Origin of the sequence: Lentilactobacillus rapi DSM 19907 = JCM 15042, assembly GCF_001436255.1 — a bacterium.
Classification (GTDB): Bacteria; Bacillota; Bacilli; order Lactobacillales; family Lactobacillaceae; genus Lentilactobacillus; species Lentilactobacillus rapi.
Map to the genome: position 1 here is coordinate 1 of NZ_AZEI01000022.1, position 22,282 is coordinate 22,282.

The window sequence follows — 22,282 nt, forward strand, 5'->3', positions numbered from 1 at the left end:
GGAAAACCAACAGTTCTAACCTGCCGTTTTCCTACATTTTACGGGTGCCTTTTACACTTATATGCAAGCTTCTGCTTTGGGGAGTCATTCAACTATGAAGCCAAGTCGAGCCCCAAAAGCCACAATCCCATAACAAAAAAGCAAACCAATTCAGAAACGTCTCCGAATTGGTTTGCTTTTTTAGGCCTAATAGTTATGGTCAATTAATTATTGAATCTCAATTTGGTTATTGCTATCCTCGCTTTCAGCAGCCTTTGGCAATGTGACTGTCAAGACACCATCGTTAACTTGGGCTGAAATGTTATCACGATCAACACCAGGTAACTCATATGTTCTTGACATGACGCCATGACTACGTTCGCTGGCAATTACGCGGCCTTGTTCATCCTTCTTTTCGGATTCTTGGGCTTGGTCGATGCTCAATGCCAAATTGTCGTTTTGATATACCAAGTGGATATTCTTCTTATCAATGCCTGGTACATCAACCTTCAAAGTGTAATCCTTGTCATTTTCGGTGATATCGGTCTTCAGGTTACCTTGAACCATGTAATCATTGTCTACATCAGAAGGACTGAAGAAACGACGTGCCATTTGATCAAAGAACGGATCCACATTGAAACGATTCATTAATTCATTTGCCATAATACCAATCTCCTTTGTTGCATGAATTAACAAGCGTCAAAGGTGGTGAAGCGAGAATCGCTCTCGTTCCCCCAAAACACAAAGCTTTTTAAAAAGTTTCAAAAACGATGACCCAAATAAACAACCACCCACACCTAATTAACAGCTGTTTAGTAATTATTGAATCTCGATATTACCATTATCTTGATCACTATTGGTTAACTTTGGCAAAGTAACATTCAAGACACCATCGCTAACTTGGGCTGAAATGTTATCCTTGTCAACGCCAGGCAATTGATAGCTCCGTGACATAACGCCATGACTACGTTCACTTGCAATTACCCGGCCACTCTCATCTTTTTGTTCGGTTGAGTGCTCTTGATTAATGTTGAGTGATAAAACACCATCTTGATAAGCCAAACGAATGTTATTCTTATCAATTCCTGGGACATCAACCTTCAACGAATAATCCTTGTCGGTTTCTTTAATATCAGTCTTGAGGTTACCGAAATCACTGTAATCCTTGTCAAAATCACTTGGGCTGAAGAAACGATGTGCCATACGATCAAAGAACGGATCCAAATCAAAACGATTCATTAATTCATTTGCCATAATACCAATCTCCTTATTATCGGAATTAATATTCAAGGTACTGGGAAACGATCTTTTTGAATCACGCTTTTTCGTTCCTCTTTACCTTTCATCTTCTATAGTAATCACCTGACAAAAAAATGCCAGCATTTAGCACTCGAAAGTTAAGAGTGCTAAAACTGACATTTTTTGCTGGCAATTGTGACTATCTAAAGGCCTTTACCAACTGCTTGATATACTTATCAGTATTGGTTTGAATGGCTTCTTGTTCCTGTTTTTGAACTGCAGGATCTGTTGCAGGGTCCTTAACGTTTTTACCTTCAGCTTTTGCTTTTTGGTAAGCTTGTTGCAGATTTTGATCATATTGCTGCTTGAATTCTTTTTCCAGTGCTGGTCGAGAAAACTTGTTGGCAAGTGAATTGGCAGGGCTCTTTTTTGTTTGGTAGAAGGTATACTTCTTTCCTTTATTGCTTGGCAATTGCCCATTACCTGACTTAGAAATCTTAACCTGATATTTGTTGGTACTTAATTTGTAGAGATTAAAACTGTAAGTCGTCTTGGTTAGTTTACTTTTGCTGGTGATTTGACGATAGTTGGCAGTGAAGGTTCGTTTGTTTTTGCTGATCTTGTTGCCAACTGGGATCCCCGTTGTAAATTTGGGTGTCTTGAAGTCGCCAATAATCATCATTGTTTGCACCCCGTTGCTGGTTTTGATATTCTTCCAGTGGAAGGCAACCCCGATTTTTGAATTGTAGAAATAACCGCTGGGACCGCTAATTTCAGAACTGGCAAATGTATTGGCTGCGTGTGCGGTTGTGGCGGGGGTTGAACCGGCCAATGCCAATCCAAACGATACGGCTGCCGTGGCGACTGTTGCGGTAATCAATTTAAAAGCTTTATTCATGAACTATTCCTCTTTCCCTGAAGTGAGCTGATCCAAGCGATGATGTTGGATGAGCCAAAATGTTACTAAATTCGCTAATTCGATCTAACATAACTATACAATAGTTTAATCAATAGCCGCAAATAGATAATCTGAAAGTTTGGCTATTATCATGCAATGATAACTGAGGGGGGGAGAAAAACGTTGACCCATTTAAAAAGATTCTGGATTCAAATTGTTAAAGGACTGCTTGTCATTCTTTCCGTTATCGGCGTGATTTGGGCGTTTAATGTGAGTCTGGCGCCTGGAACCATCCACCAATCCACGACGCCGATCGAAAATCCGGATACCGATCCAAAGCCGTCGTACAGCCCCCAAAAGGATTATCACTGGCCCACTACTCAGATCCCTTATTATATTAAAACGACAACTTCCCGTCACTACGCTAAAGTGTGGCGAAAAGCTGTCGCTGCTTGGAACGATGTGAAAGTTGTTCAGCTAATTCCAACGCATCATGAAAGTGACGCCGAAATTATCCTTGGTACCAAAGTAAATTACAAGGGAGAAACGGACGGTTGGGCTGCTTCTGAGGGAGTGGTGATGGGCTACACCACTCAACGGTTTAGCGATTCTGGGGCGCCGTTATTTGCCGGTTATAATGAAAGTTACCTGATAACTGAGGCAATGACCCGGATGAATTATACGACCGTTAACCAGCAAGCCAGCGTTGCCATGCATGAACTTGGCCATGACTTGGGATTGGGTCATAGTCAAAATAACCATTCGATCATGCAGGAAGCTGCCCCAACATTGTATAATCAAATTCCGCAAGTTGATGCCAATCATTTGGCTCAGCTCTACGCGGGCGTTCCGAAATAGGCACTACGCTTGAAGTAACATTCCTAATGAATAGTGAATGATCATCGTGATAATGCCGACGATGACATTTCGAATAATGGCAGTTTTAACAAGACCGTTACCCAGTCGGGCACTTAGATAACCAGTTAAGGCGACTGAAAGGCAGACCGCTAGAATGGTTGCGGGCCATTGATAAGCGACCGGCGAAAGGGTCATGGCAACCAATGGGAAAATCCCACCAGCTGAGGCTGAAAAGAGTGATGAAAAAGCAGCGTTCCAGGGATTCATGTAGTGGCCGAGCTGCAGCCCATATTTAATATTCACGATGGTTTCAAGGGGCTTTTTGGCCATCAGGTCGTTGGCAATTTTGGTTGCGGTCTCTTTAGTGACGCCTTCATCGATGTAATAATCTGAAACAACGCGGAGTTCCTGTTCATAATTGGTCTTTAATAATTTCTTCTCAGTTTCGACAACCGACTCTTCAGTATCTTTTTGCGTACTAACGGAAGCATATTCTCCTGATGCCATTGAGAAGGCGCAGGCAAGCAAATCCGAAAGTCCGGCTATGAAGATAGTAAATTGATTGGTGGTTGCAACGGCAACACTAAACAGAACCCCGACAACCGTCAGAATTCCGTCATTTGATCCCAAAACACCGGCTCGCAATGTGTTGAGCTTTTCATCCATTGTTTGGGTGTCTTTTTTCTTTTTAGAGTGAATAATTGTCATGGAAAATGCCTCCACGGATTTATAGTGAATAAAGTAAAACGCTTAGAAACTAATGCATGAGTGTCGTCAATTGATTCCTGTTCTGGGGATTGAGGAGCTAACGTGTAGGTTCCTAGCATCCGGAGCTGTCTTCATACGAAGTTAGCTACCAATTAAGGTTCCGATGATGAACGTGACCAACATGGTTAGCGTTCCAGAAATCACGTTTCGCACCACGCCGTGAAATTTATTTGAATTTCCCAACTTAGCCGCTGTATACCCGGTGATCGCCAGGGCAATCAAAACGGCCACAAAGGTTGCTTCAATTCTAATTGAACTTGGAAACATCGTAATGGCGACAAGTGGTAAAATTGATCCGGTTGGAAATGAAATCATTGATGCGATGGCAGCTGAAAGTGGGTTGGTATACTCGCCAACGTTAAAGCCATACTTTTGGCGGACCGTTGTTTTGATTGGATCACGATCCATCATTTCTTTTGTTGCTTGATGGGCTAGCTCATCGGAGATCCCATCCGTGACCAATTTCTGCTTGACTGTGTTAAACTCAGTATCGTATGAATCAGCTAATGCCTGTTTTTGGATACTGATGGCATTTTTTTCGGAGTCCTTCTGAGTATTGACAGATACAAATTCCCCCATTGCCATCGAAACAGTTCCGGCAAGCATCCCAGAAATACCTGAAATAAAAATTGCAAAGTTATTACTTGTCGCTGCGGCAACCCCTAAAACGATTCCCGCGACGGATACGATACCATCGTTGGCGCCCATGACAGACGCTCGCATCACGTTAATTTTTTGAGCAAGCGATTGTTTCTTTTCCATATTCAATGCACCACTTCTATAGTTTGTAATCATTATTACTTGATACCAATTATTGTAAACCTAAACTCAGTAAATGTAAATTCAAAATGCGGATCGGAGATGGCTTTATTGACCAACGTTATTTTAGACCAGTTATTGAATCACACCAGCATTCGTCACTTTCAAGACAAGCCTTTAACCAAGGAACAAGTCCAAACACTGATTGAGGCCGCCCAGCATGCTTCAACCAGCACATTTTCCCAGCAATATTCGATTGTGAGCATCACGGATCCGGATGTTAAAGCCCAGTTGGCTGACATTACCGGCCACCACTGGCTGGTGAACAGCGGTCATTTTTTCGTGATGGTGGCCGATCAATATCGTAACTTGCAAATTGCGAAGGCTCATGACACGGATCCCTACATTTTACATACGACTGACAAATTCTTAGCGAGCGTATTTGACGCCGCAATTGCCACTCAAAATATAATGGTAGCAGCTGAAAGCATGGGGCTTGGTGGCACGATTATGGGCAGTATCCTAAACGATTCTAAGCGGGTGATCGATTTGCTTGATCTGCCGGAGTTGACCTTTCCGTTATTGGGCCTGGCAATTGGTTATCCAGCCGATCAACCAGAAACCAAGCCGCGGCTGCCCCAAGCTGAAATGCACTTTGATGACAGCTATAAGCTTCCAACAGACTTCGACGAGCAATTAGCTGAATATGACGCTGATGTTGCCAAATATTATGGCAGTCGCAGTTCTAATGGCCGGATCGAATCATTTAGCCATCACATTGTGGCGGAACTTGGCAGAAGTCATGAGGTTCGAAAAGAATTGCTGGCAACCATCAAGCGTCAGGGGTTCCTACTTGATTAGTGAGAAGAACTATCATTTAATTAGTAAAAATGGTTGACATTTTCCTTTAGAAACCTTACATTTATTAATAATCGATTGACAGTCTTTTGTTTAAATTTGACATTGATGAGAAGAGTAGATTATTGCTGAATTGATTAGCGACCATCGTGGGTGAAAGGGTGGATCAGCGTGATTGAAAGTGCGCTCGGAGTCAAATCAAGCTTGATGAAGCAATATAAACATCTAATGAGGTATTCGAATGCGTTTCGAATATGAACAAGGGTGGAACCACGGTAAAACGTCCCTGTAATTTGGCTACGGTCAGATTTACAGGGACGTTTTTATCGCTGTCAATTCGACAAAAACAAAATTTTACAAGGGAGATGATTGCAGATGACGAGCTGGGGTATTATCCAGCAAAGTTTGCCAATGTTTGAAAAAGGCTTTGTGTTGACGTTGTGGTTATCATTTATTGGAATAATTGGATCAATTTTGGTTGGCTTGATCTGTAGTCTGCTGCAATATTTCAAAGTTCCCATATTTCACCAGATTGCCACGGTGTACGTCGAAATCTCCCGGAACACGCCATTACTAATTCAGCTATTTTTCCTGTATTATGCATTTCCGGTCATCGGCATTAAATTCAGTGCCCAACTTTGTGGGATCATCGGCTTGATCTTTCTTGGTGGCAGTTACATGGCCGAAGGATTTACTGGTGGCTTTAATGGTGTTTCTAAGGGGCAGCTTGAATCCGGCAAAGCGATTGGACTGAGCCGCTGGCAGTTAGCCAGATACGTTGTTTTTCCCCAGGGCTTCTCATTAAGTGTGCCGGCCATGGCAGCTAATGTGATCTTCCTGATTAAGGAAACGTCGATTTTTACTGTGATTGCCATTCCGGAACTCACCAACACCGCGCTTGATTTGATCGGGATGTACTATCGTTCAAATGAGTATTTGTTTGTTCTGGTTGTCGCTTATGCCATCATCTTGATTCCGCTGTCTGCTATTTTGACGTTATTAGAAAAGAGGGTTCGCTATGGATCATTCGGGAATTAGTGTGTTATTTGAAGGAACCAATTTCACTCGATTGCTTGGCGGACTTTGGGTAACGGTTAAAATTGCAGGAGTTGCCCTCATCTTGGGACTCATATTGGGCATTGTCCTGGGTGTATTGAGAACCTTCAAAAATCGGCTGCTCAGGTTGATTTTGCGGCTTTATCTGGAGTTCTTCCGGATTGTGCCAACCGTTGTGTTACTCTTTCTTTTCTATTATATATTGCCAAAACAGTTGAACTTTAATCTTCCGGCCGATCAGATCGCCACGTTAGTGTTTGCCCTCTGGGTCGGCGCTGAAATGAGTGACATTGTCCGTGGGGCACTCATTTCGGTTCCAAAACATCAACGTGAGTCTGGCTTGGCGATTGGGTTGAATCGCTATCAGTTGTACCGTTACGTGCTGATTCCCCAAGCGATCACCCTTGAAATTCCCGCTACCATCAATTTGGCAACCCGAGTAATCAAGACAACCTCTCTTCTGATGTTGATTTCTGTGATGGACGTGATTAACATTGGCCAACAGATCATTGAAGCCAATAATCACACGCATCCGACGGGCGTCTTCTGGGTATACGGATTGATCTTTCTATTTTATTTCTTGATCGATTATCCATTGTCTTGGTGGGCTAAACGACTAGAAAAAAGGAGATTGGAGCGAACAAATGGCTGATCAGATTTTACAAGTTGAACATTTGGAGAAGTATTATCAGAAGCGACATGTTTTGTATGATATTAATTTTTCGGTTGCCAAGGGCGAAGTGGTCACGTTGCTTGGACCTTCAGGATCCGGGAAAAGCACGTTGATTCGCTGCTTGAACGGATTGGAGCCCTATCAAAAGGGGACGATCACGTTTGAGGACCAACAGGTTGATCCCACCGAAAAGAACTGGCAACAGATCCGTCAAAAGATTGGCATGGTGTTTCAAAGTTATGACCTATTCCCTAATTTGACGGTGATTGACAACATTATGCTGGGACCCACGAAGGTGCAAAAGCAAAGCGCGGATGCGGCCAGAGCAGAGGCCATTCAACTCTTACAACGAGTTGGGTTGGAGGATTACGCTGACGCATATCCACGGATGCTGTCCGGTGGTCAGAAACAACGAATTGCGATTGTGCGGGCATTGGCCTTGCACCCTGACTTTATGTTGTTTGATGAAGTCACCGCATCACTTGATCCAGAAATGGTTCGCGGGGTTTTGAACATTATTAAGGATTTGGCAGAAACGGATAACATGACAATGATTGTGGTGACTCATGAGATGAACTTTGCTCAAGAAATCGCCGATCGGGTCTTATTCTTGGAAAATGGTAAGATTCTAGAGCAAACGCCATCTAAACAGTTTTTCGCCAAACCGCAAACTGATCGCGCCCAAGAATTTTTAGACAGTATGGATTTTTAAGGAAAATTGAGGAGGATTAAATTTATGAAGAAGAAATCATTCGCAAGATTAATTGCTATCGTGAGTGTGTTTGCAGCCCTATTATTGGTGCTTACCGGGTGTGGCAACAGCTCAAAGAAGTCTAGCTCGAGCAGTAGTAACAATCCAAGTTCTGTTAAACAGATTAAAAAGAACGGGACAATTCGAATCGCCGTCTTTGGCGATCTGCCACCATACGGCTGGGTTAACCAAGATGGCAAGCGGGTTGGTTACGATGTGACCTTGGCTCACCAAGTTGCCAAAGACTTGGGTGTGAAGGTGAAGTTTGTTCAAGTGAACGCCAACAACCGGGTTGATGCATTGAACTCCAACAAGGTTGATTTGGTCCTTGCGAACTTTACGGTTACCCCAGAACGGAAACAAGTGATCGATTTTGCCAAACCATACATGAAGGTTTCCGTTGGGGTGGTTTCTCCTAAGAGTAAGCCAATCACCAGCGCCAGCCAGTTGAAAGGCAAGAACGTGATTGTGACTAAGGGAACCACAGCGGAAACTTACTTCACAACTAAGCAACCAAATACAAAGTTGTTGAAATTTGATTCCAAGACCCAACAATTTAATGCACTGAAGAATGGCCGGGGGGCTGCCTTAGCTGATGACAATTCATATCTGTACGCATGGTCGAAGGATAATCCTAAGTACACGGTTGGAATCAAGAGTATTGGACCTAAATCTTATATTTCACCAGCAGTCAAAAAGGGTAACAAATCTTTACTCAATTGGACCAACAAAGAAATTAACAAATTAACGAAACAAGGATTCTTTGTTAAAGATTACAACCAACAATTGAAGCCTTACTTCGGTAAAGAAGTTAAACCATCTGATATTGTCCTGCCAACTAAGTAGTTGAAAGTGGGCTGGCAATGGCGGTTGGAAACCATCATTTAAGTGAAACAAGCAGTGCATCTGGTTTTTGGATGCACTGCTTGTTTTGCTTAAATCTCCGTAATTAGGCGTTTGGCGCAAGTTTTATCAAAATAAAAATGGTTAAAATACAATTTGCTGACTCATCTTAGATTGCATCAGACACTATTTGCACTGTCAATCAATGTTTCCCGTGAGTACAACAAGTGAGTTGAGCTCACCATTTTTAATGGGAGCAGACTATTTCTTGACCATTGCGTCCCGTGATAGGATAGAATTTAGTTAGAATGACGTTTGGAAAAAAATGGGGTGTTATAGTTGAACTGGCAAGAAATGAATGATTTGGTTGCTAACTATTATGGCTTGAAATTTGTTTCAGCCGCCGAATCATCTCCAAATATTAAAGTCCTTATCCACCCAACTTCAAAGCGTCCCTTTGTGATTGCCAGTCAGGCTGACCCGGCAAATATAGACGTCTATTGCGGCAACCTCAGGGTTATCGTGCAACACTTACCTCACTTTTCGGCGCCTAAATTCACAAAGAACCAGAGATGGGTCGGGGTTTCTCTAAAGGCGATTAATGAACTAATGCTCCAAAAAGTGTTGAACTATTCGCTTAAACATTTCCCACCAAATCCAAACCTTCCATCCCAAGAACAGTCAATTTACCTGCCTCCTGATGACAAGGGCAACCCCCAGTATCGTGCCCAGCAAATCCAGTTACCAGTTGGTGCTGCTAAACAGACACGAGAGCAGAGAAACAGTCATGTACCGGATGCACCGGCTCCGATTCAAAAGATGATTCAATCATATGATTATAGCGTCCCATCATCTCAAATTGTTGCTTATAATTTTTACAAGCAAGGCCAGATGATGGCGGATTACGATGACCAGTACAATGCAACCTATGAATTGAAACGCTACTTTCCAGTCTACCATGACCTGACAATCCATCAACTACGAACGTATTTTACGTGGCGGACGCAACTTCGCCAAGGCAACTTCACTGTCAGCAGCACCTCATACGCTTATCTCTACATTTATGAGCTTTTAAACAATATTGGGGTGGCTTCACCCACGGAAAGCTACACGAAACTCATGGCTTTTCGTGATCAGTGTGCGCCAAGTTATCATAGCCGAATGCGTGATTTGCTCGATCAATGGCTATGCGACTATGTGCTATATTATGGGCTGGATCAGCAAAAGGCCCAGATTGTCTTTGCAAAAAGATTGGGGATTGATAGGGATTACCATATCCTACTGCATCCAGCCGACTTTTCGCCCGAGCAACTCCTAGAAGTTTTTAAGGCCCATTCGACGTATCTTAAGTCGTGTCTATTGCTGAAAAAATCACCGAAACAATTCGCTGAACTGTTAAAAATCGTTTGGCAGCAAATTCTCGCCCTCAAGCAGACCAACCAGTTTGATTACTTTGCCGAGACAATTGCGAGTCGAGTGCCAACATCTCATACGTATTTCACAAGTGCCGTGTTTTACTTTAGAAAAGCCCCACGGCTCAAAGTGTATCAGGTTGATGCCGAGCATATTTATCACTTGGGGTCCCAAACGTGTAGCTCCCTGCGTTACTATCCAGTCAAGCGTCAGGAAAAAGAGCTCAACACCCTGCTCCATGAAGTGGATCGCTTAGTCCGACAGGCATTTCACTTGGGCCACCCACTTAAGCCCCGGCAACTGAGTTCGCTTTTGCAACGAGCAATCATGGATGGCATTAGGTCCTATCAGCGAATTCAAGCAGAGAAACGCCGTCCGAAGGTGAACATCAATCTGGCCAATCTCGACCAAATTCGAAAGGATGCCTCACAAACTCGTGAAAGCTTGTTAACCGAAGATGAGAAGGAACCAGTGTCAGCACCATCTCCGAAAGAACCAGTTTCGCAAGATCCAACAGATAAGCCGGTTGATTCCGATCAGTCATTGTTAAACGCTGATGAAACAATGCTGGTCGTTGCGCTGTTAAAAGGGCAACCTTGGCAGCAGTACCTACACGATCATCATCTGATGACTTCTGTTTTGGTCGATCAAATTAATGAAAAGCTTTTAGATGAAATTGGCGATACAGTCATTGAATTTAATGCTGATAATCAGCCGGTTATCGTTGAAGATTATCGTCAGGATTTGGAACAATTATTTTTATCGTAAAGGAGTGGATGTATCGTGGCAGATATCAAGAAGAGACGGGTCCCAAAGCGGATTGCTCAAACAGTCTTAAATTCCCTCAAAGGTGGCGTGGTTCCAAGAATTGGCTTGCCATACGTGACTGTCGGCCGAAAAGCAGAAATTGAAGCCCTGCTCCACGATGTTGATGTCGTTTCTGAAGGTGGCGCTTCCTTTCATTTTATCGTCGGCCGCTACGGCTCAGGTAAAAGCTTTCTGCTGCAAACCATGCGCAACTACGTCATGGATAAGAACTTTGTCGTCGTTGATGGTGATTTATCACCAGAACGGCGCTTGCAGGGAACAAAGGGACAAGGGCTGGCATTGTATCGGGAATTGATTCAAAATTTGGCAACCAAGACCCGGCCAGAAGGCGGCGCCCTCACTCTGGTCTTAGACCGCTGGATTAGTTCAGTCCAAAGTAATGTTGCCAGTGAAAGCGGACTGGCAGTTGACGACCCAAAGTTTGCCGCTGCGGTTGACAAGAAAATTTATTCGATTATTTCGTCTTTGAGTGAACTGGTTCACGGCTTTGACTTTGCTAAACTATTAAACATGTACTATCACGCTTATCTTGAAGGCGATGACGAGACGAAGGCAAAGGTCATCAAGTGGTTCCGAGGCGAATATACCCACAAGACTGAAGCTAAACAGGAACTGGGTGTGAGCGTCATTATTTCCGATGATGACTGGTACGAATATTTAAAATTATTTGCATCGTTTTTCAGACAGGCTGGGTATGCCGGCTTGATCATCATGATTGACGAATTGGTTAATATTTATAAGATTCCCAACAGCATTAGCCGCCAATATAATTACGAAAAGATTTTGACGATGTACAATGACACGCTGCAAGGTAAGGCCAAGTATTTAGGAATCCTCATGGGCGGGACCCCGCAAGCAGTTGAGGATCGCCGTCGGGGTGTCTATAGTTATGAAGCGCTCCATTCCCGGTTAACCGAAGGCAAATTTGCAACGGCTGGTGCTCGTGATATGTACGCGCCGGTGATCAAGTTGGAACCGTTAACGGCTGAAGAAATGCTCGTGCTCGTTGAAAAACTGGCAAATATGCATGCGGGATTGTATGGCTATCAGCGCACCATTACCGAGGCGGATTTGGCTAAATTCATCAAGATTGAATATGCCAGAATTGGGGCCGACACGAATATCACCCCTCGGGAAGTCATCCGAGACTTTATCGAACTCTTAGATATTGTTTGGCAGAATCCCGATACCACGGTGGAAAAGTTGCTGTCATCAAGTGATTTTGACTATCACAAATCTGACGCGGTTTCTGATAAAAAGGATAAGGATTACACCGAATTCACTATTTAATTAAGGAGGACCGCTATGGACGTCTTTTCAAGATATGCGCCTTTCATTCAGGATTATATCTACAATCATGGCTGGCAGAATTTGCGGGCCATCCAGGTAGCCGCAGCAGAGGAATTGTTCAACACCGATCATAATGTTTTGCTGTCTTCTGCCACCGCTTCAGGGAAAACCGAGGCCGCCTTTTTTCCGATTCTAACTGACTTGCAGGAGCACCCCGCAAACTCAATTCAGTGTTTATACATTGCGCCGCTTAAAGCCCTCATTAATGATCAGTACGATCGCCTAACGGATCTTTGTCAGGATACTGGTATCAATGTTTGGCGCTGGCATGGGGACGTTTCCCAATCCAGTAAGCGGCGGTTGTTAAAGCATCCATCAGGAATCTTACAGATTACCCCAGAATCACTGGAATCTTTCATGATTAACAAACACATGGATATTCCCCACCTTTTTCACGGCTTACGATATATTGTGATTGACGAGCTCCATTCCTTTTTACGGAGTGATCGGGGTGGCCAGACGTTTTGCTTGATTGAACGGCTTTCAAAACTGGCCGATGTTCACCCCCGGCGAATTGGGCTGTCGGCCACGATCGGTAACATTTCTGCCGCCAGCAAATTCTTGGGTGCGGGCAGTGATTACCAGACGGTGGCGCCAAAGGTCAATAGCACCGGCCAAATCTGGCGGCTATCAATGGAACATTTTTATAAAACCGATCCCCAAGCCTCAGCTGACAATTTTGATCCGGCTGAGTTGGTTGGCCCTAAAACCGATCAGGCTCCTGAGTTGGCTGATCCAGGAATTGGGTATATTTTTGAACATACCCGGGGCAAAAAATGTTTGGTGTTCACTAATAGTCGTGAGGAATGTGAAGCGGTCTGCCAGGAATTGCGCTCATACGCAGAATATAACCATGAACCCGATCGATTCCTGATTCATCACGGCAACCTGTCACCAGCCCTTCGGCAAACGGCAGAAGATGCCATGAAAGATGAAGACGCGAACATGACAACTTGTGCTACGGCAACCCTTGAGTTAGGCATTGATATTGGCAAATTGGAAAGTGCTTTTCAGCTTGATGCGCCCTTCACCGTTTCGGGATTCTTGCAACGGATGGGCCGAACCGGCCGGCGGGGGAATCCGCCTGAAATGCATTTTGTGATGCGCGAGGAACACCCAGAGTCACGAGCCATGCTGCCGGACTTGATTCCCTGGCCATTACTTCAAGGAATCGCGCTGATCCAGTTATATCTCGAAGAAAAGTGGGTCGAACCACCACGTACCAACCGCCTACCATATAGTTTGCTGTATCATCAAACCATGAGTACCCTTGCCTCAAGCGGCGAAATGACCCCGGCAGAATTAGCCTCACGGGTGTTACAGTTGGCCTATTTTCATAATGTGAGTCAAGCTGATTACCGGATACTGCTGCAGCATCTTCTCAAGACAAATCAAATTGAGCGTACCCCAGCTGGTGGCCTGATTGTTGGGATGGCCGGCGAACGGGTCGTTAATAACTATAAGTTCTATGCCGTTTTCCAAGACAATGAAGAATATAGCGTGCACTCCAAATCGGAAGAATTGGGGACAATTGTGATGCCGCCTCCAGTTGGCGACAAAATTGCCATTGCTGGTCGGGTCTGGGTCGTTGAAGATGTGGACCGGCAAAGGCATCAGGTGTATTGTCATGAGGTTAAAGGGCGGATTCCCGCTTATTTCGGGGATGTTGCCGGCGACATTCATCCTAAGATTCTCCAGCGAATGAGAAAAGTCCTCAATGAGACCCAAATATACAGCTACCTGCAAGGAAACGCCCGGGCGCGCTTAACCCAAATGCGAGACACGGCTAATATTGCCGGACTACCTGACAACCAGCTAATTAATCTTGGCGGTAAGATGTGGGCATTTTTCCCGTGGACGGGCAGTTATCAATTCTTAGCCCTGGAACGACTCTTGCGAATCAAGTGTGCTGATCGGCTCAACCTCCGCGGATTTAATTCATCACGACCCTATTTTATGGAGTTTGCAATGGATTGTGATGAGGCTGAATTCTTCCAAATTATTCAGGAAGAAGCTGGTAAGGACTTTCCGTCACTTGACTTACTATTTCTGAATGAAGTGCCAACCTTTGACAAGTATGATGAATACCTGCCAGATGAACTGGTTCGGAAGGAATTTGCGGACAGCGTCTTAGATATTGCTGGAATGAAAAAGTTAGTGATGCAGATGGCTGCGGATTATCAGCGGGTGCATGGTCAAAAATAAAAATGAAATAAAAGCTTTAAACGATAATGATTTCACCTGGTTAATCAGGTGAAGTTGGGACGAAAAGTAATTTGATCCGACAATTTAAGTGAAAAAAGTAATGCATTCTGGTTTTGGAATGCGTTATTTTTTTTGCTTAAATGGCAGAGATCAGCCGTTTGCCGCAGTTTTAAGTCATGATCATTGATTGGATTTAGCGGAGGTCTCAACTAGTCATTTGCGATTTCTGAGACCTGATCCATGCAATTCTATGTTTGAAAATGCTGCCGATATCGAACCTGACAGAATTAATTTCCAGTATTACGATTCATTCCCAATTGATTAACAGGCTGATAGCCGAATTAGCAAGATGAAGTAAAGAAAATCAAAAGAAATTAAAGCTTTCCGTAAGCGAAGAATAAAAGCGTCAAATTTCTTGTGATTTACAACCTATCAGTCATAATAAAACCGATCAATTGTTACTGAAATGTGACAATGACATTCAAATGTAATGATTTAGTTATAAGGGGGTGATGAAATGAAAAAACGGGGGTATTTGTACATATTGTTAGCAGTTATCGTCGTTGGAATGGCGGGAGGCTTCACATACTGGCGTTACCAAAATCATGAGAATCAAGCGCAACGGAGTGAAAAGAAATTCAGGCCCAGGTCGACCAAGGTTCAAAAAAGCCCAAAGGTCACGAGCAGCACTGCGTCAGCTAAACAACCAAAAACGAAGAAGACGCGGCAGTCAACTCAATCCCAGCGATTAACAAATTACTTACGGCGGGATCACTTTGTAGGTTCGGCGTTACTGGTCCGAAATGGCCAAATCATTTACCGAAAAGGATTTGGCTATGCCGATTATGAAACGCGAAAACCTAATCGAGCCAATTCACAATTCCAAATCTTGTCAATTCAAAAATCGCTTACCGCAGTTTGTGTGATGAAGTTGATCGCGGCCAAGCAACTTTCCCTGAATACGAAGCTGGCAAAATTTTATCCCACAATTCCAAATGCCAACAGGATCACGATTAGAAGCATGCTCAACATGAATTCAGGGTTATCCATGATTAGCGATGGGTCAACGGCATTGCTCAGCGAAAAGAATGTTCTGAAGTACGCGATCCGCCACGTTTTGAGCAAAGCGCAGTCGTTAGGGCAGTGGAGTTATCAACCGATTAACTTTGTGTTATTAGCCGGGATCGTTTCCAAGCTGACCCATCAAACGTATCGGCATAACTTCTACCAGACGTTTGTCTATCCACTCAACTTGCGGGGAACCGGATTTGTTCAAAAATGGCCAGCCAGCCGATATAAGACCTTAGGCTACCGCTACCAGAAGGCTTCCCAGGTTGTCCAAACTTATGACGAGCGCTTTATCGAACCCCGGGCTGCGATGCAAAATGAGCTGGGAACCGGGCAAGTCTATATGAGTCCAATTGATTTGTTCAAAACTGAGCGCGATATCTTGAAAGGAAGACTGATCTCCAAGCAAGCCGTCAATGTCTTGCATGCGCCGGGAAGCGCTTCGACGTACGGCGGCGGTGTCTACAACCAATCAAATGGGATCCGTTCTCACGGGGTTGGCTATGGTTATGAAGCTTCCATCCTGATTACGAGAAATGGTCACACTGGGGTGGTCTTGATGACCAATAATTATCGGCCGGCTCGACCTGTTCAAGATCCGGCGGTTCATTTATTTAACGATTTAGTCGATGGCAAAATAGCCTAGTGATAAAGGGGGATGATTACGTGGCATTTAAAAAATGGCTGGAAAAGCCCGTGGTGAGATTCTTGTTAAATACCCTGATCTACTTTGCAATTATGCTGGTTTTGTTTTATTTATACGATTACAGCGGAATCAACCAGGCTAAATTTATTTACAACGATTTCTGAGAGGATGACAACTGATGACTGAAAGTTTAATTGACAAAATTGATTCATATGCCAAGAATGATGGGGATAAAGTTGCTTATCACTACATGGGTCAGGAAAATACCTACAAGCAGCTAAAAGATTACTCAGATGCACTCGCTGAACACATCGATGCAATGGGCTTACCGATCAATCAGCCAATCATTGTATTTGGTGGGAAGTCATTTGACATGATCGCGGCATTCATTGGGGTGATCAAATCGGGACATTCTTACATTCCGGTTGATGTTAATTCTCCAAAGCAACGTCTGATAATGATTAATTCGATTGCCAAGCCGGTTGCGGTGATTGCCGTTTCCGACTTACCAACTAAGATGACGGGAGTTCCCGTCATTTCCCAATCTGAGTTGGAACAGATCTTCTTAGAACGGGTCACTTATAAGATGACGCACAAAATTCATGATGATCAGATCTTCTATATCATCTTCACGTCGGGGACGACTGGGGTACCCAAGGGGGTGCAGATTAGTTACAACAATTTGCAAAGCTTTGTGGATTGGATGGTCGGGGATGAATTCAAGTTACCAGCCAATTTACAAATGCTTCAACAGCCGGCTTACTCATTTGATTTGTCGGTGATGAGCCTCTATCCCACCCTCTATCAAGGGGGCACACTCCACGTTCTTTCTAAAAAGACAACGGATAACTTTATTGTTTTGTTCACGGCACTACGAAGCCTGCCAATGAATGTCTGGGTTTCCACGCCGTCATTTGTGGACATTTGCTTATTAGAATCAACCTTTGATCAGCAGCACTATCCTCAATTGACTCACTTCCTATTCTGTGGCGAAGAATTGACCCACCAGACGGCTGCCTCACTCAAAAAACGGTTCCCAGCTGCCCATATCTTCAACACGTATGGGCCAACTGAATCAACGGTGGCGATTACCCAAATTGAAATTACGCAAGCAGTCCTGGACCACTATGATCGCCTGCCGATTGGGTATATGAAGCCGGAAATGCATGCCAAAGTTGTTGACGATGAGGGCAAAACAGTTATCGATGGGGCTAAGGGCGAGTTGGTCATATATGGGACCAGTGTTTCTCAGGGCTACATTAACAATCCTGAAAAAAACGCTCAGGCTTTCTATAAAATTAATGGTCAGAACGCTTATCGAACCGGAGACATTACCAGCATGGACGCCAATGGTCTGTTGAAATATTTTGGCCGAAAGGATTTCCAAATCAAGTTAAACGGTTTCCGAATCGAATTAGAGGATGTTTCTGGCATCATCAGTAAGGAAGAACATATCAAACAAGCCGTCGTCGTACCAAAGTACAATTCCCAGCATACCGTTTCGATGCTGATTGCTTATATTGTCCCTGAAGCCAATGACTTTAAGACAGATTTGGAATTGACGGCAGCGATCAAGAAGAATTTAAGCAAGATGATGATGAAGTACATGATTCCGCAGAAATTGGTTTATCGCAAAAATTTGCCGCTCAGTACAAATGGGAAGATTGACATTAAAGCGGTCATTAATGAGGTCAACTCCCAATGAGATGGTACATTCCGTATGGCAATCCAACCTACTTTATTTGGTTGGCGCTTGCTATTGTGCCACTCATGATTGGCTTACTTTATGGACGTCGATTTCGAGGGTATCAAACGATTATTTCCCTCTTCTTCCTAATACTGACGTTCGGTGGGCCAAATTGGCGGACGGGAATTGCACTCATTGGATATTTAGCTTATCAGGTCATTTTGGTAGCAGTTTATTCAAAGTACCGGCAAAGAAAAGCGTCGCCTAATAAGGGCTGGCCGTTTGTCCTGGCGGTCATCTTGGCCATTGTTCCACTAGTGATTGTCAAGGTAACGCCGGCAATTGAAAGCGGCCGCCAATCAATTATCGGGTTCCTGGGAATTTCCTACATTACCTTCAAAGTTGTTCAAACCATCATGGAGACGCGTGATGGGATCATTAAGGAGTTTCACCCGGTCTTATTTGGTCAGTTCTTGTTATTTTTTCCAACGATTTCCTCGGGCCCAATTGATCGCTATCGCCGTTTTCTTGCCGACTATGACAGTGTTCCTAAGCGAGCCGATTATTTGAATTTGATTCAAACTGGAGTTCGTTATGTTTTCACTGGGTTTGTCTATAAGTTCATTTTGGCCTACATTTTTGGCACCGTCTTAATGCCGGGAATTGAGCAGCGGGCAATCTTGGCTCACGGATTTTCATGGAACATTGTTGCTTATATGTATGTGTATAGCTTGGATCTCTTCTTTGATTTTGCCGGCTACAGTCTGTTTGCCGTTGGGATTAGCTACTTAATGGGCATTAAGACGCCGATGAACTTTAATCAGCCGTTCAAGTCAAAAAACATTAAAGATTTTTGGAACCGCTGGCATATGACCTTGTCATTCTGGTTCCGGGATTACATTTTCATGCGGTTGGTATTCTTCTTCATGAAGCACAAGGTGTTTAAGAGCCGGGTGACAACCGCTAACGTGTGTTACGTGATCAACATGTTAATCATGGGTTTCTGGCACGGTGAAACGTGGTTCTATATCACTTATGGCCTGTTCCATGGTTGCGCACTAGTCATCAATGATACCTGGCTGCGATACAAGAAAAAGCACCAAGATGTCATTCCACACAATCGATTCACGGAGTGGTTCGCGATCTTCTTAACGTTTAACGTTGTTTGCTTCAGCTTTTTGATTTTCTCCGGATTTTTGAATACGTTGTTTTTTGGACCAAGTAAATTTTAGACATAGGAGTGGATAATCATGGATGATGTTAAAGATAAGGTAATTGCAATTTTAAATGATTTAACAGGTGAAGACTTTTCTGACAACCTTGATGAAAATCTTTATGACAGTGCATTGCTTGACTCAATGGGGACGGTTCAATTATTGCTGGAGCTTCAAGACGAATTGGGGATTAGTGCCCCAGTTTCGGAATTTGACCGTAACGAATGGGACACCCCGGCAAAAATCATTGCGAAAGTTGAAGAAATGAAACAATGAGCCTTAAAAAACGGCTTTTGATGATCTTTGGGCCCATTTTTGCCGCGGCGGCATTGATGCTTGTCGTATTTCTGTCCCCACTTTGGAGCGGTCTAAACTATGTCAATCCAACAGTTCAAAGAAATGCGGCTTCGTCGTTGTCACCGCAGGTATTGAAGGGGCAATTAATTAAACAGCGCGCCCTAGAGAACCATTACGTCCCATTTTTTGGATCGTCAGAGTGGTCGCGGTTCGATCCGTTTCATCCATCTGTGTTGGCAGATAAGTATCAAAGATCCTACCGCCCATTTCTTATCGGTGCCCGGGGGAGTCAATCACTGACCAATTTCTTTGTGATGCAATCGATTAATCACCAGCTAAAGGGCAAAAAGGCGGTCTTCTTTATTTCTCCCCAGTGGTATACCCCAATGGGCGAAGACCCCAACGCCTTTTCGTTCTATTATTCCCCCCTTCAGACAACCACTTGGATTGAGGCTGAAACGGGGACCAAGATGGATCGGTATGCGGCTTATCGATTATTACAGATGCCTTCGGGTAATTCTGACAAAATTATTTCCGCAACTTTGGCTAGAATTGCGGCAGGTTTGAAGCCCACTTCTTTTCAGTATTTCTATGTCGGCGTTCGACATCGAATCCTTTTGAATGAAGATCAGATTTATTCCCGGTACCGGATTCCGTTTAACAATGCCCAAACGATCGACAAAAATATGAAGCAGCTGCCAAGCCATTATAATTACCAACAGCTTAATCAGTTGGCTGGGAAAATTGGCAAGCAGCAAACCACCTCAAATAATTTTGGCATTAGTAATCGTTTCTGGAATCGGCGCCTAAAGCGGCATGTTAACCAGCTGAAAGATTTTCAAGCAGGTCAAAGTTATGTCAAATCACCAGAGTACGGCGATTTTGAACTGGTTTTAAGTCAATTTGCCAAGGATCATACCAATGTCCTGTTTATTATTCCGCCGGTTAATAAAAAATGGCAGCAATATACTGGCTTGTCGCAAACCATGCTCAAACAATTCGATCAAAAAATTCGGTATCAATTACAATCACAAGGATTTAACCATATCGCTGATCTTTCAAAAGATGGCGATGTGCCTTACTTTATGACCGATACCATTCATCCTGGCTGGCGGGGCTGGTTAAAGATTGATCGGGCAGTTGACCCATTCTTAACCAAGCAAGTGAACCCACCGCATTATCACATTGATAATCGGTTTTACTCAAAAAATTGGGAACAGTATTATGATTAAATAATTAGAAATAGGAATAGACGGTGACAAAAGTTGAGAACCAAGATTAAGTATGTGATGCTTTTTTTAGCTGGACTGCTACTGGCTGGCAGCTTTATGACTGACAAAGCAAAGGCTAGTTATAATCCAATTCTAAGCAGCAGCAGCAAACGATACGACGCTCAAATTGTGAATCAGGCAACGAGGGCTAAGGGCTTTCCACTATACGATTATGGCCCATACTATACCAGCTCGAATACGCGAACGGCCGACGATAATGGGAGTAAGTATAACAACGACTATGTCCGGGTGATGCAGACCAAAACAACTAAGACCGGTTCATATGTCCAACTCCGTTATTTCAATAAGATGATTGGTTGGATGAATGTCCATGGCATCAAGCCGGCTAGTCTGACACAAATTGCGACTGATACGATGAAGCAATATGATGCCATCGGAACCGTGCTGCTTGCCCCTTCTGGCAGCAAGAATATGGTCACCGTCAGCAATGGGTTTGCCGATATGGCTCATAATACGGCCAATAGTGGGGATGGTTCAGTCATCTATCCGTTGGCCTCACTGCAAAAAGCCATGACGGGGGCAATCATCCAGCAATTGATTAGTTCCTCAAAGCTGTCACCGACAACGACCCTGGATAAATATTATCCTAAGGTCCCATACAGTAAGAACATTACGATCAAGCAGATGCTGTCAATGACTTCCGGACTGACGAATACAGATATTACGCCAGCCAATCAGATGACTGAAAATCAAGCATACAACAGCGTCGTTGGTCGATTGAAGTCAACTAACAATCACCAATTTAATTACAGCGATGCGAACTATATCTTGCTTGCAGGAATTATTGCCAAAGTAACAGGTAAAAGTTATGCCAGCAATCTGCAGACCCGGATTCTAAATAAGCTGGGGATGAAAAATACCGTCATCGTTGATGCGAATCAGCCGAACACCAAGGCGTTGATTTCCGTGGGCTACACCGATAATGGCAAGACAAATTATGCCAATATTCATGCGGTATCGTTACCACGGCTTTCGGCAATCCCTGGCGCGGGGAACTTACTGAGCACGCCAAATGACTTTTATAAGTTTGTTTTAGGCCTTCAAGATGGGGATGTATTAACCTCAAAACAGTATCAACAACTGGTTAGTTATGGCTCGGTATACTCTGGCGGGCTATATGTCACCCGAAGCGGCATTAAGTATAATAATGGCTCGTTTGGTGGCACGAGTTTCCATACCGGCTACTATGCTTCTACTGGCAACTATCATCTCGCCATTGCGTTTACGAACCAGGGACCACTTGCTAGCAACACAAGTTTCAAGGACTTCACTCAGAAGCTGTATGATGTTGCGACGTATTATTAAAATTAGGTTAGTGTTGATAAGCATCTTTTAAAGCTAACAGGAACGATTAAAAAACAATCTATGATTAGATCCAGTTAGAAACTGATTAATTTTCAGCTGCTAGCTGGACCTTTTTCGTTACACTGGAGGATAGGACATTCGTCAGCTAAGTGTTTATAAATGCAACTTGGTTTCCCATTCTTATATTGATAAAACTTGCGCCAAACGGCTGAGACTGGGACGATCGGCGCTTTGATCCCAGAATTTAACGAAAAAGAACCAATTATTCCTAATTTTGGAATAGTTGGTTCTTTTC

Annotated in this window: 21 protein-coding genes; 16 read left to right on the forward strand and 5 right to left on the reverse strand. The window is 43.7% G+C overall.

The window, feature by feature from the left end:
* Positions 1-207: 207 nt before the first annotated feature.
* From FD12_RS03490 to FD12_RS03500, 3 genes are all read right to left on the reverse strand, one after another.
* On the reverse strand, positions 208-642 hold the full coding sequence (locus tag FD12_RS03490) for an Hsp20/alpha crystallin family protein (RefSeq protein ID WP_054747881.1): 435 nt from the start codon (positions 640-642) through the stop codon (positions 208-210).
* Between the two features lie 156 nt (positions 643-798).
* Positions 799-1,233: an Hsp20/alpha crystallin family protein gene (locus FD12_RS03495; RefSeq protein ID WP_054747879.1), complete on the reverse strand. Its 435-nt coding sequence runs from the start codon at positions 1,231-1,233 to the stop codon at positions 799-801.
* A 184-nt stretch (positions 1,234-1,417) separates the two neighbouring features.
* The gene (locus FD12_RS03500) at positions 1,418-2,116 is read right to left on the reverse strand and encodes a hypothetical protein (protein ID WP_054747877.1); all 699 of its coding nucleotides are present in this window, start codon (positions 2,114-2,116) and stop codon (positions 1,418-1,420) included.
* A gap of 183 nt (positions 2,117-2,299) precedes the next feature.
* On the opposite strand from FD12_RS03500, the gene FD12_RS03505 reads away from it, so the two are divergent.
* Positions 2,300-2,974 (forward strand): matrixin family metalloprotease, encoded by a 675-nt coding sequence (locus tag FD12_RS03505; protein ID WP_054747875.1) that lies wholly within the window; start codon positions 2,300-2,302, stop codon positions 2,972-2,974.
* 3 nt (positions 2,975-2,977) lie between these two features.
* Here the strand turns inward: FD12_RS03505 and FD12_RS03510 are convergent, their stop codons facing one another.
* Together FD12_RS03510 and FD12_RS03515 are read right to left on the reverse strand one after the other, a co-directional pair.
* Entirely contained in the window at positions 2,978-3,682 is a 705-nt protein-coding gene (locus FD12_RS03510; RefSeq protein WP_056981690.1) for a VIT1/CCC1 transporter family protein, read from the reverse strand.
* 141 nt (positions 3,683-3,823) lie between these two features.
* On the reverse strand, positions 3,824-4,504 hold the full coding sequence (locus FD12_RS03515; RefSeq protein WP_056981692.1) for a VIT1/CCC1 transporter family protein: 681 nt from the start codon (positions 4,502-4,504) through the stop codon (positions 3,824-3,826).
* Between the two features lie 99 nt (positions 4,505-4,603).
* Here FD12_RS03515 and FD12_RS03520 point away from each other — a divergent pair, with 99 nt between their 5' ends.
* From FD12_RS03520 to FD12_RS03590, 15 genes are all read left to right on the forward strand, one after another.
* Positions 4,604-5,362 (forward strand): NADPH-dependent oxidoreductase, encoded by a 759-nt coding sequence (locus FD12_RS03520; RefSeq protein WP_056981694.1) that lies wholly within the window; start codon positions 4,604-4,606, stop codon positions 5,360-5,362.
* A 372-nt stretch (positions 5,363-5,734) separates the two neighbouring features.
* Entirely contained in the window at positions 5,735-6,397 is a 663-nt protein-coding gene (locus FD12_RS03525; protein WP_054747873.1) for an amino acid ABC transporter permease, read from the forward strand.
* A complete protein-coding gene (locus tag FD12_RS03530; RefSeq protein ID WP_054747872.1) occupies positions 6,378-7,067 on the forward strand; it encodes an amino acid ABC transporter permease in 690 nt (229 codons plus the stop codon). Before FD12_RS03525 ends, FD12_RS03530 begins: the two co-directional genes overlap by 20 nt.
* A complete protein-coding gene (locus FD12_RS03535; protein WP_054747870.1) occupies positions 7,060-7,800 on the forward strand; it encodes an amino acid ABC transporter ATP-binding protein in 741 nt (246 codons plus the stop codon). Before FD12_RS03530 ends, FD12_RS03535 begins: the two co-directional genes overlap by 8 nt.
* 24 nt (positions 7,801-7,824) lie before the next feature.
* Positions 7,825-8,685 carry a transporter substrate-binding domain-containing protein gene (locus FD12_RS03540; RefSeq protein ID WP_054747868.1) on the forward strand — a complete coding sequence of 287 codons (861 nt, stop codon included), beginning with the start codon at positions 7,825-7,827 and terminating at the stop codon, positions 8,683-8,685.
* A gap of 336 nt (positions 8,686-9,021) precedes the next feature.
* Positions 9,022-10,863, forward strand: a complete 1,842-nt coding sequence (locus FD12_RS03545) for a TerB N-terminal domain-containing protein (protein ID WP_225427318.1) — start codon at positions 9,022-9,024, stop codon at positions 10,861-10,863.
* Between the two features lie 15 nt (positions 10,864-10,878).
* Entirely contained in the window at positions 10,879-12,213 is a 1,335-nt protein-coding gene (locus tag FD12_RS03550) for an ATP-binding protein (protein ID WP_054747865.1), read from the forward strand.
* 15 nt (positions 12,214-12,228) lie between these two features.
* Entirely contained in the window at positions 12,229-14,478 is a 2,250-nt protein-coding gene (locus tag FD12_RS03555; RefSeq protein WP_056981696.1) for a DEAD/DEAH box helicase, read from the forward strand.
* Positions 14,479-14,995: 517 nt separating this feature from the next.
* Complete coding sequence (locus FD12_RS03560; RefSeq protein WP_056981698.1) at positions 14,996-16,192, forward strand: serine hydrolase domain-containing protein; 1,197 nt, start codon at positions 14,996-14,998, stop codon at positions 16,190-16,192.
* Positions 16,193-16,212: 20 nt separating this feature from the next.
* Positions 16,213-16,356 (forward strand): teichoic acid D-Ala incorporation-associated protein DltX, encoded by a 144-nt coding sequence (locus FD12_RS03565; RefSeq protein WP_056981700.1) that lies wholly within the window; start codon positions 16,213-16,215, stop codon positions 16,354-16,356.
* 14 nt (positions 16,357-16,370) lie between these two features.
* Positions 16,371-17,897 carry a D-alanine--poly(phosphoribitol) ligase subunit DltA gene (gene dltA / locus FD12_RS03570; protein WP_056981702.1) on the forward strand — a complete coding sequence of 509 codons (1,527 nt, stop codon included), beginning with the start codon at positions 16,371-16,373 and terminating at the stop codon, positions 17,895-17,897.
* Positions 17,894-19,111 carry a D-alanyl-lipoteichoic acid biosynthesis protein DltB gene (gene dltB / locus FD12_RS03575; RefSeq protein WP_056981704.1) on the forward strand — a complete coding sequence of 406 codons (1,218 nt, stop codon included), beginning with the start codon at positions 17,894-17,896 and terminating at the stop codon, positions 19,109-19,111. The genes dltA and dltB overlap by 4 nt, the downstream gene beginning before the upstream one ends.
* 18 nt (positions 19,112-19,129) lie before the next feature.
* A complete protein-coding gene (dltC, locus tag FD12_RS03580; protein WP_056981706.1) occupies positions 19,130-19,369 on the forward strand; it encodes a D-alanine--poly(phosphoribitol) ligase subunit DltC in 240 nt (79 codons plus the stop codon).
* Complete coding sequence (dltD, locus tag FD12_RS03585; RefSeq protein WP_056981708.1) at positions 19,366-20,622, forward strand: D-alanyl-lipoteichoic acid biosynthesis protein DltD; 1,257 nt, start codon at positions 19,366-19,368, stop codon at positions 20,620-20,622. Before dltC ends, dltD begins: the two co-directional genes overlap by 4 nt.
* Positions 20,623-20,679: 57 nt before the next feature.
* A complete protein-coding gene (locus FD12_RS03590; protein ID WP_054747884.1) occupies positions 20,680-21,987 on the forward strand; it encodes a serine hydrolase domain-containing protein in 1,308 nt (435 codons plus the stop codon).
* The last annotated feature ends 295 nt before the right edge of the window (positions 21,988-22,282 follow it).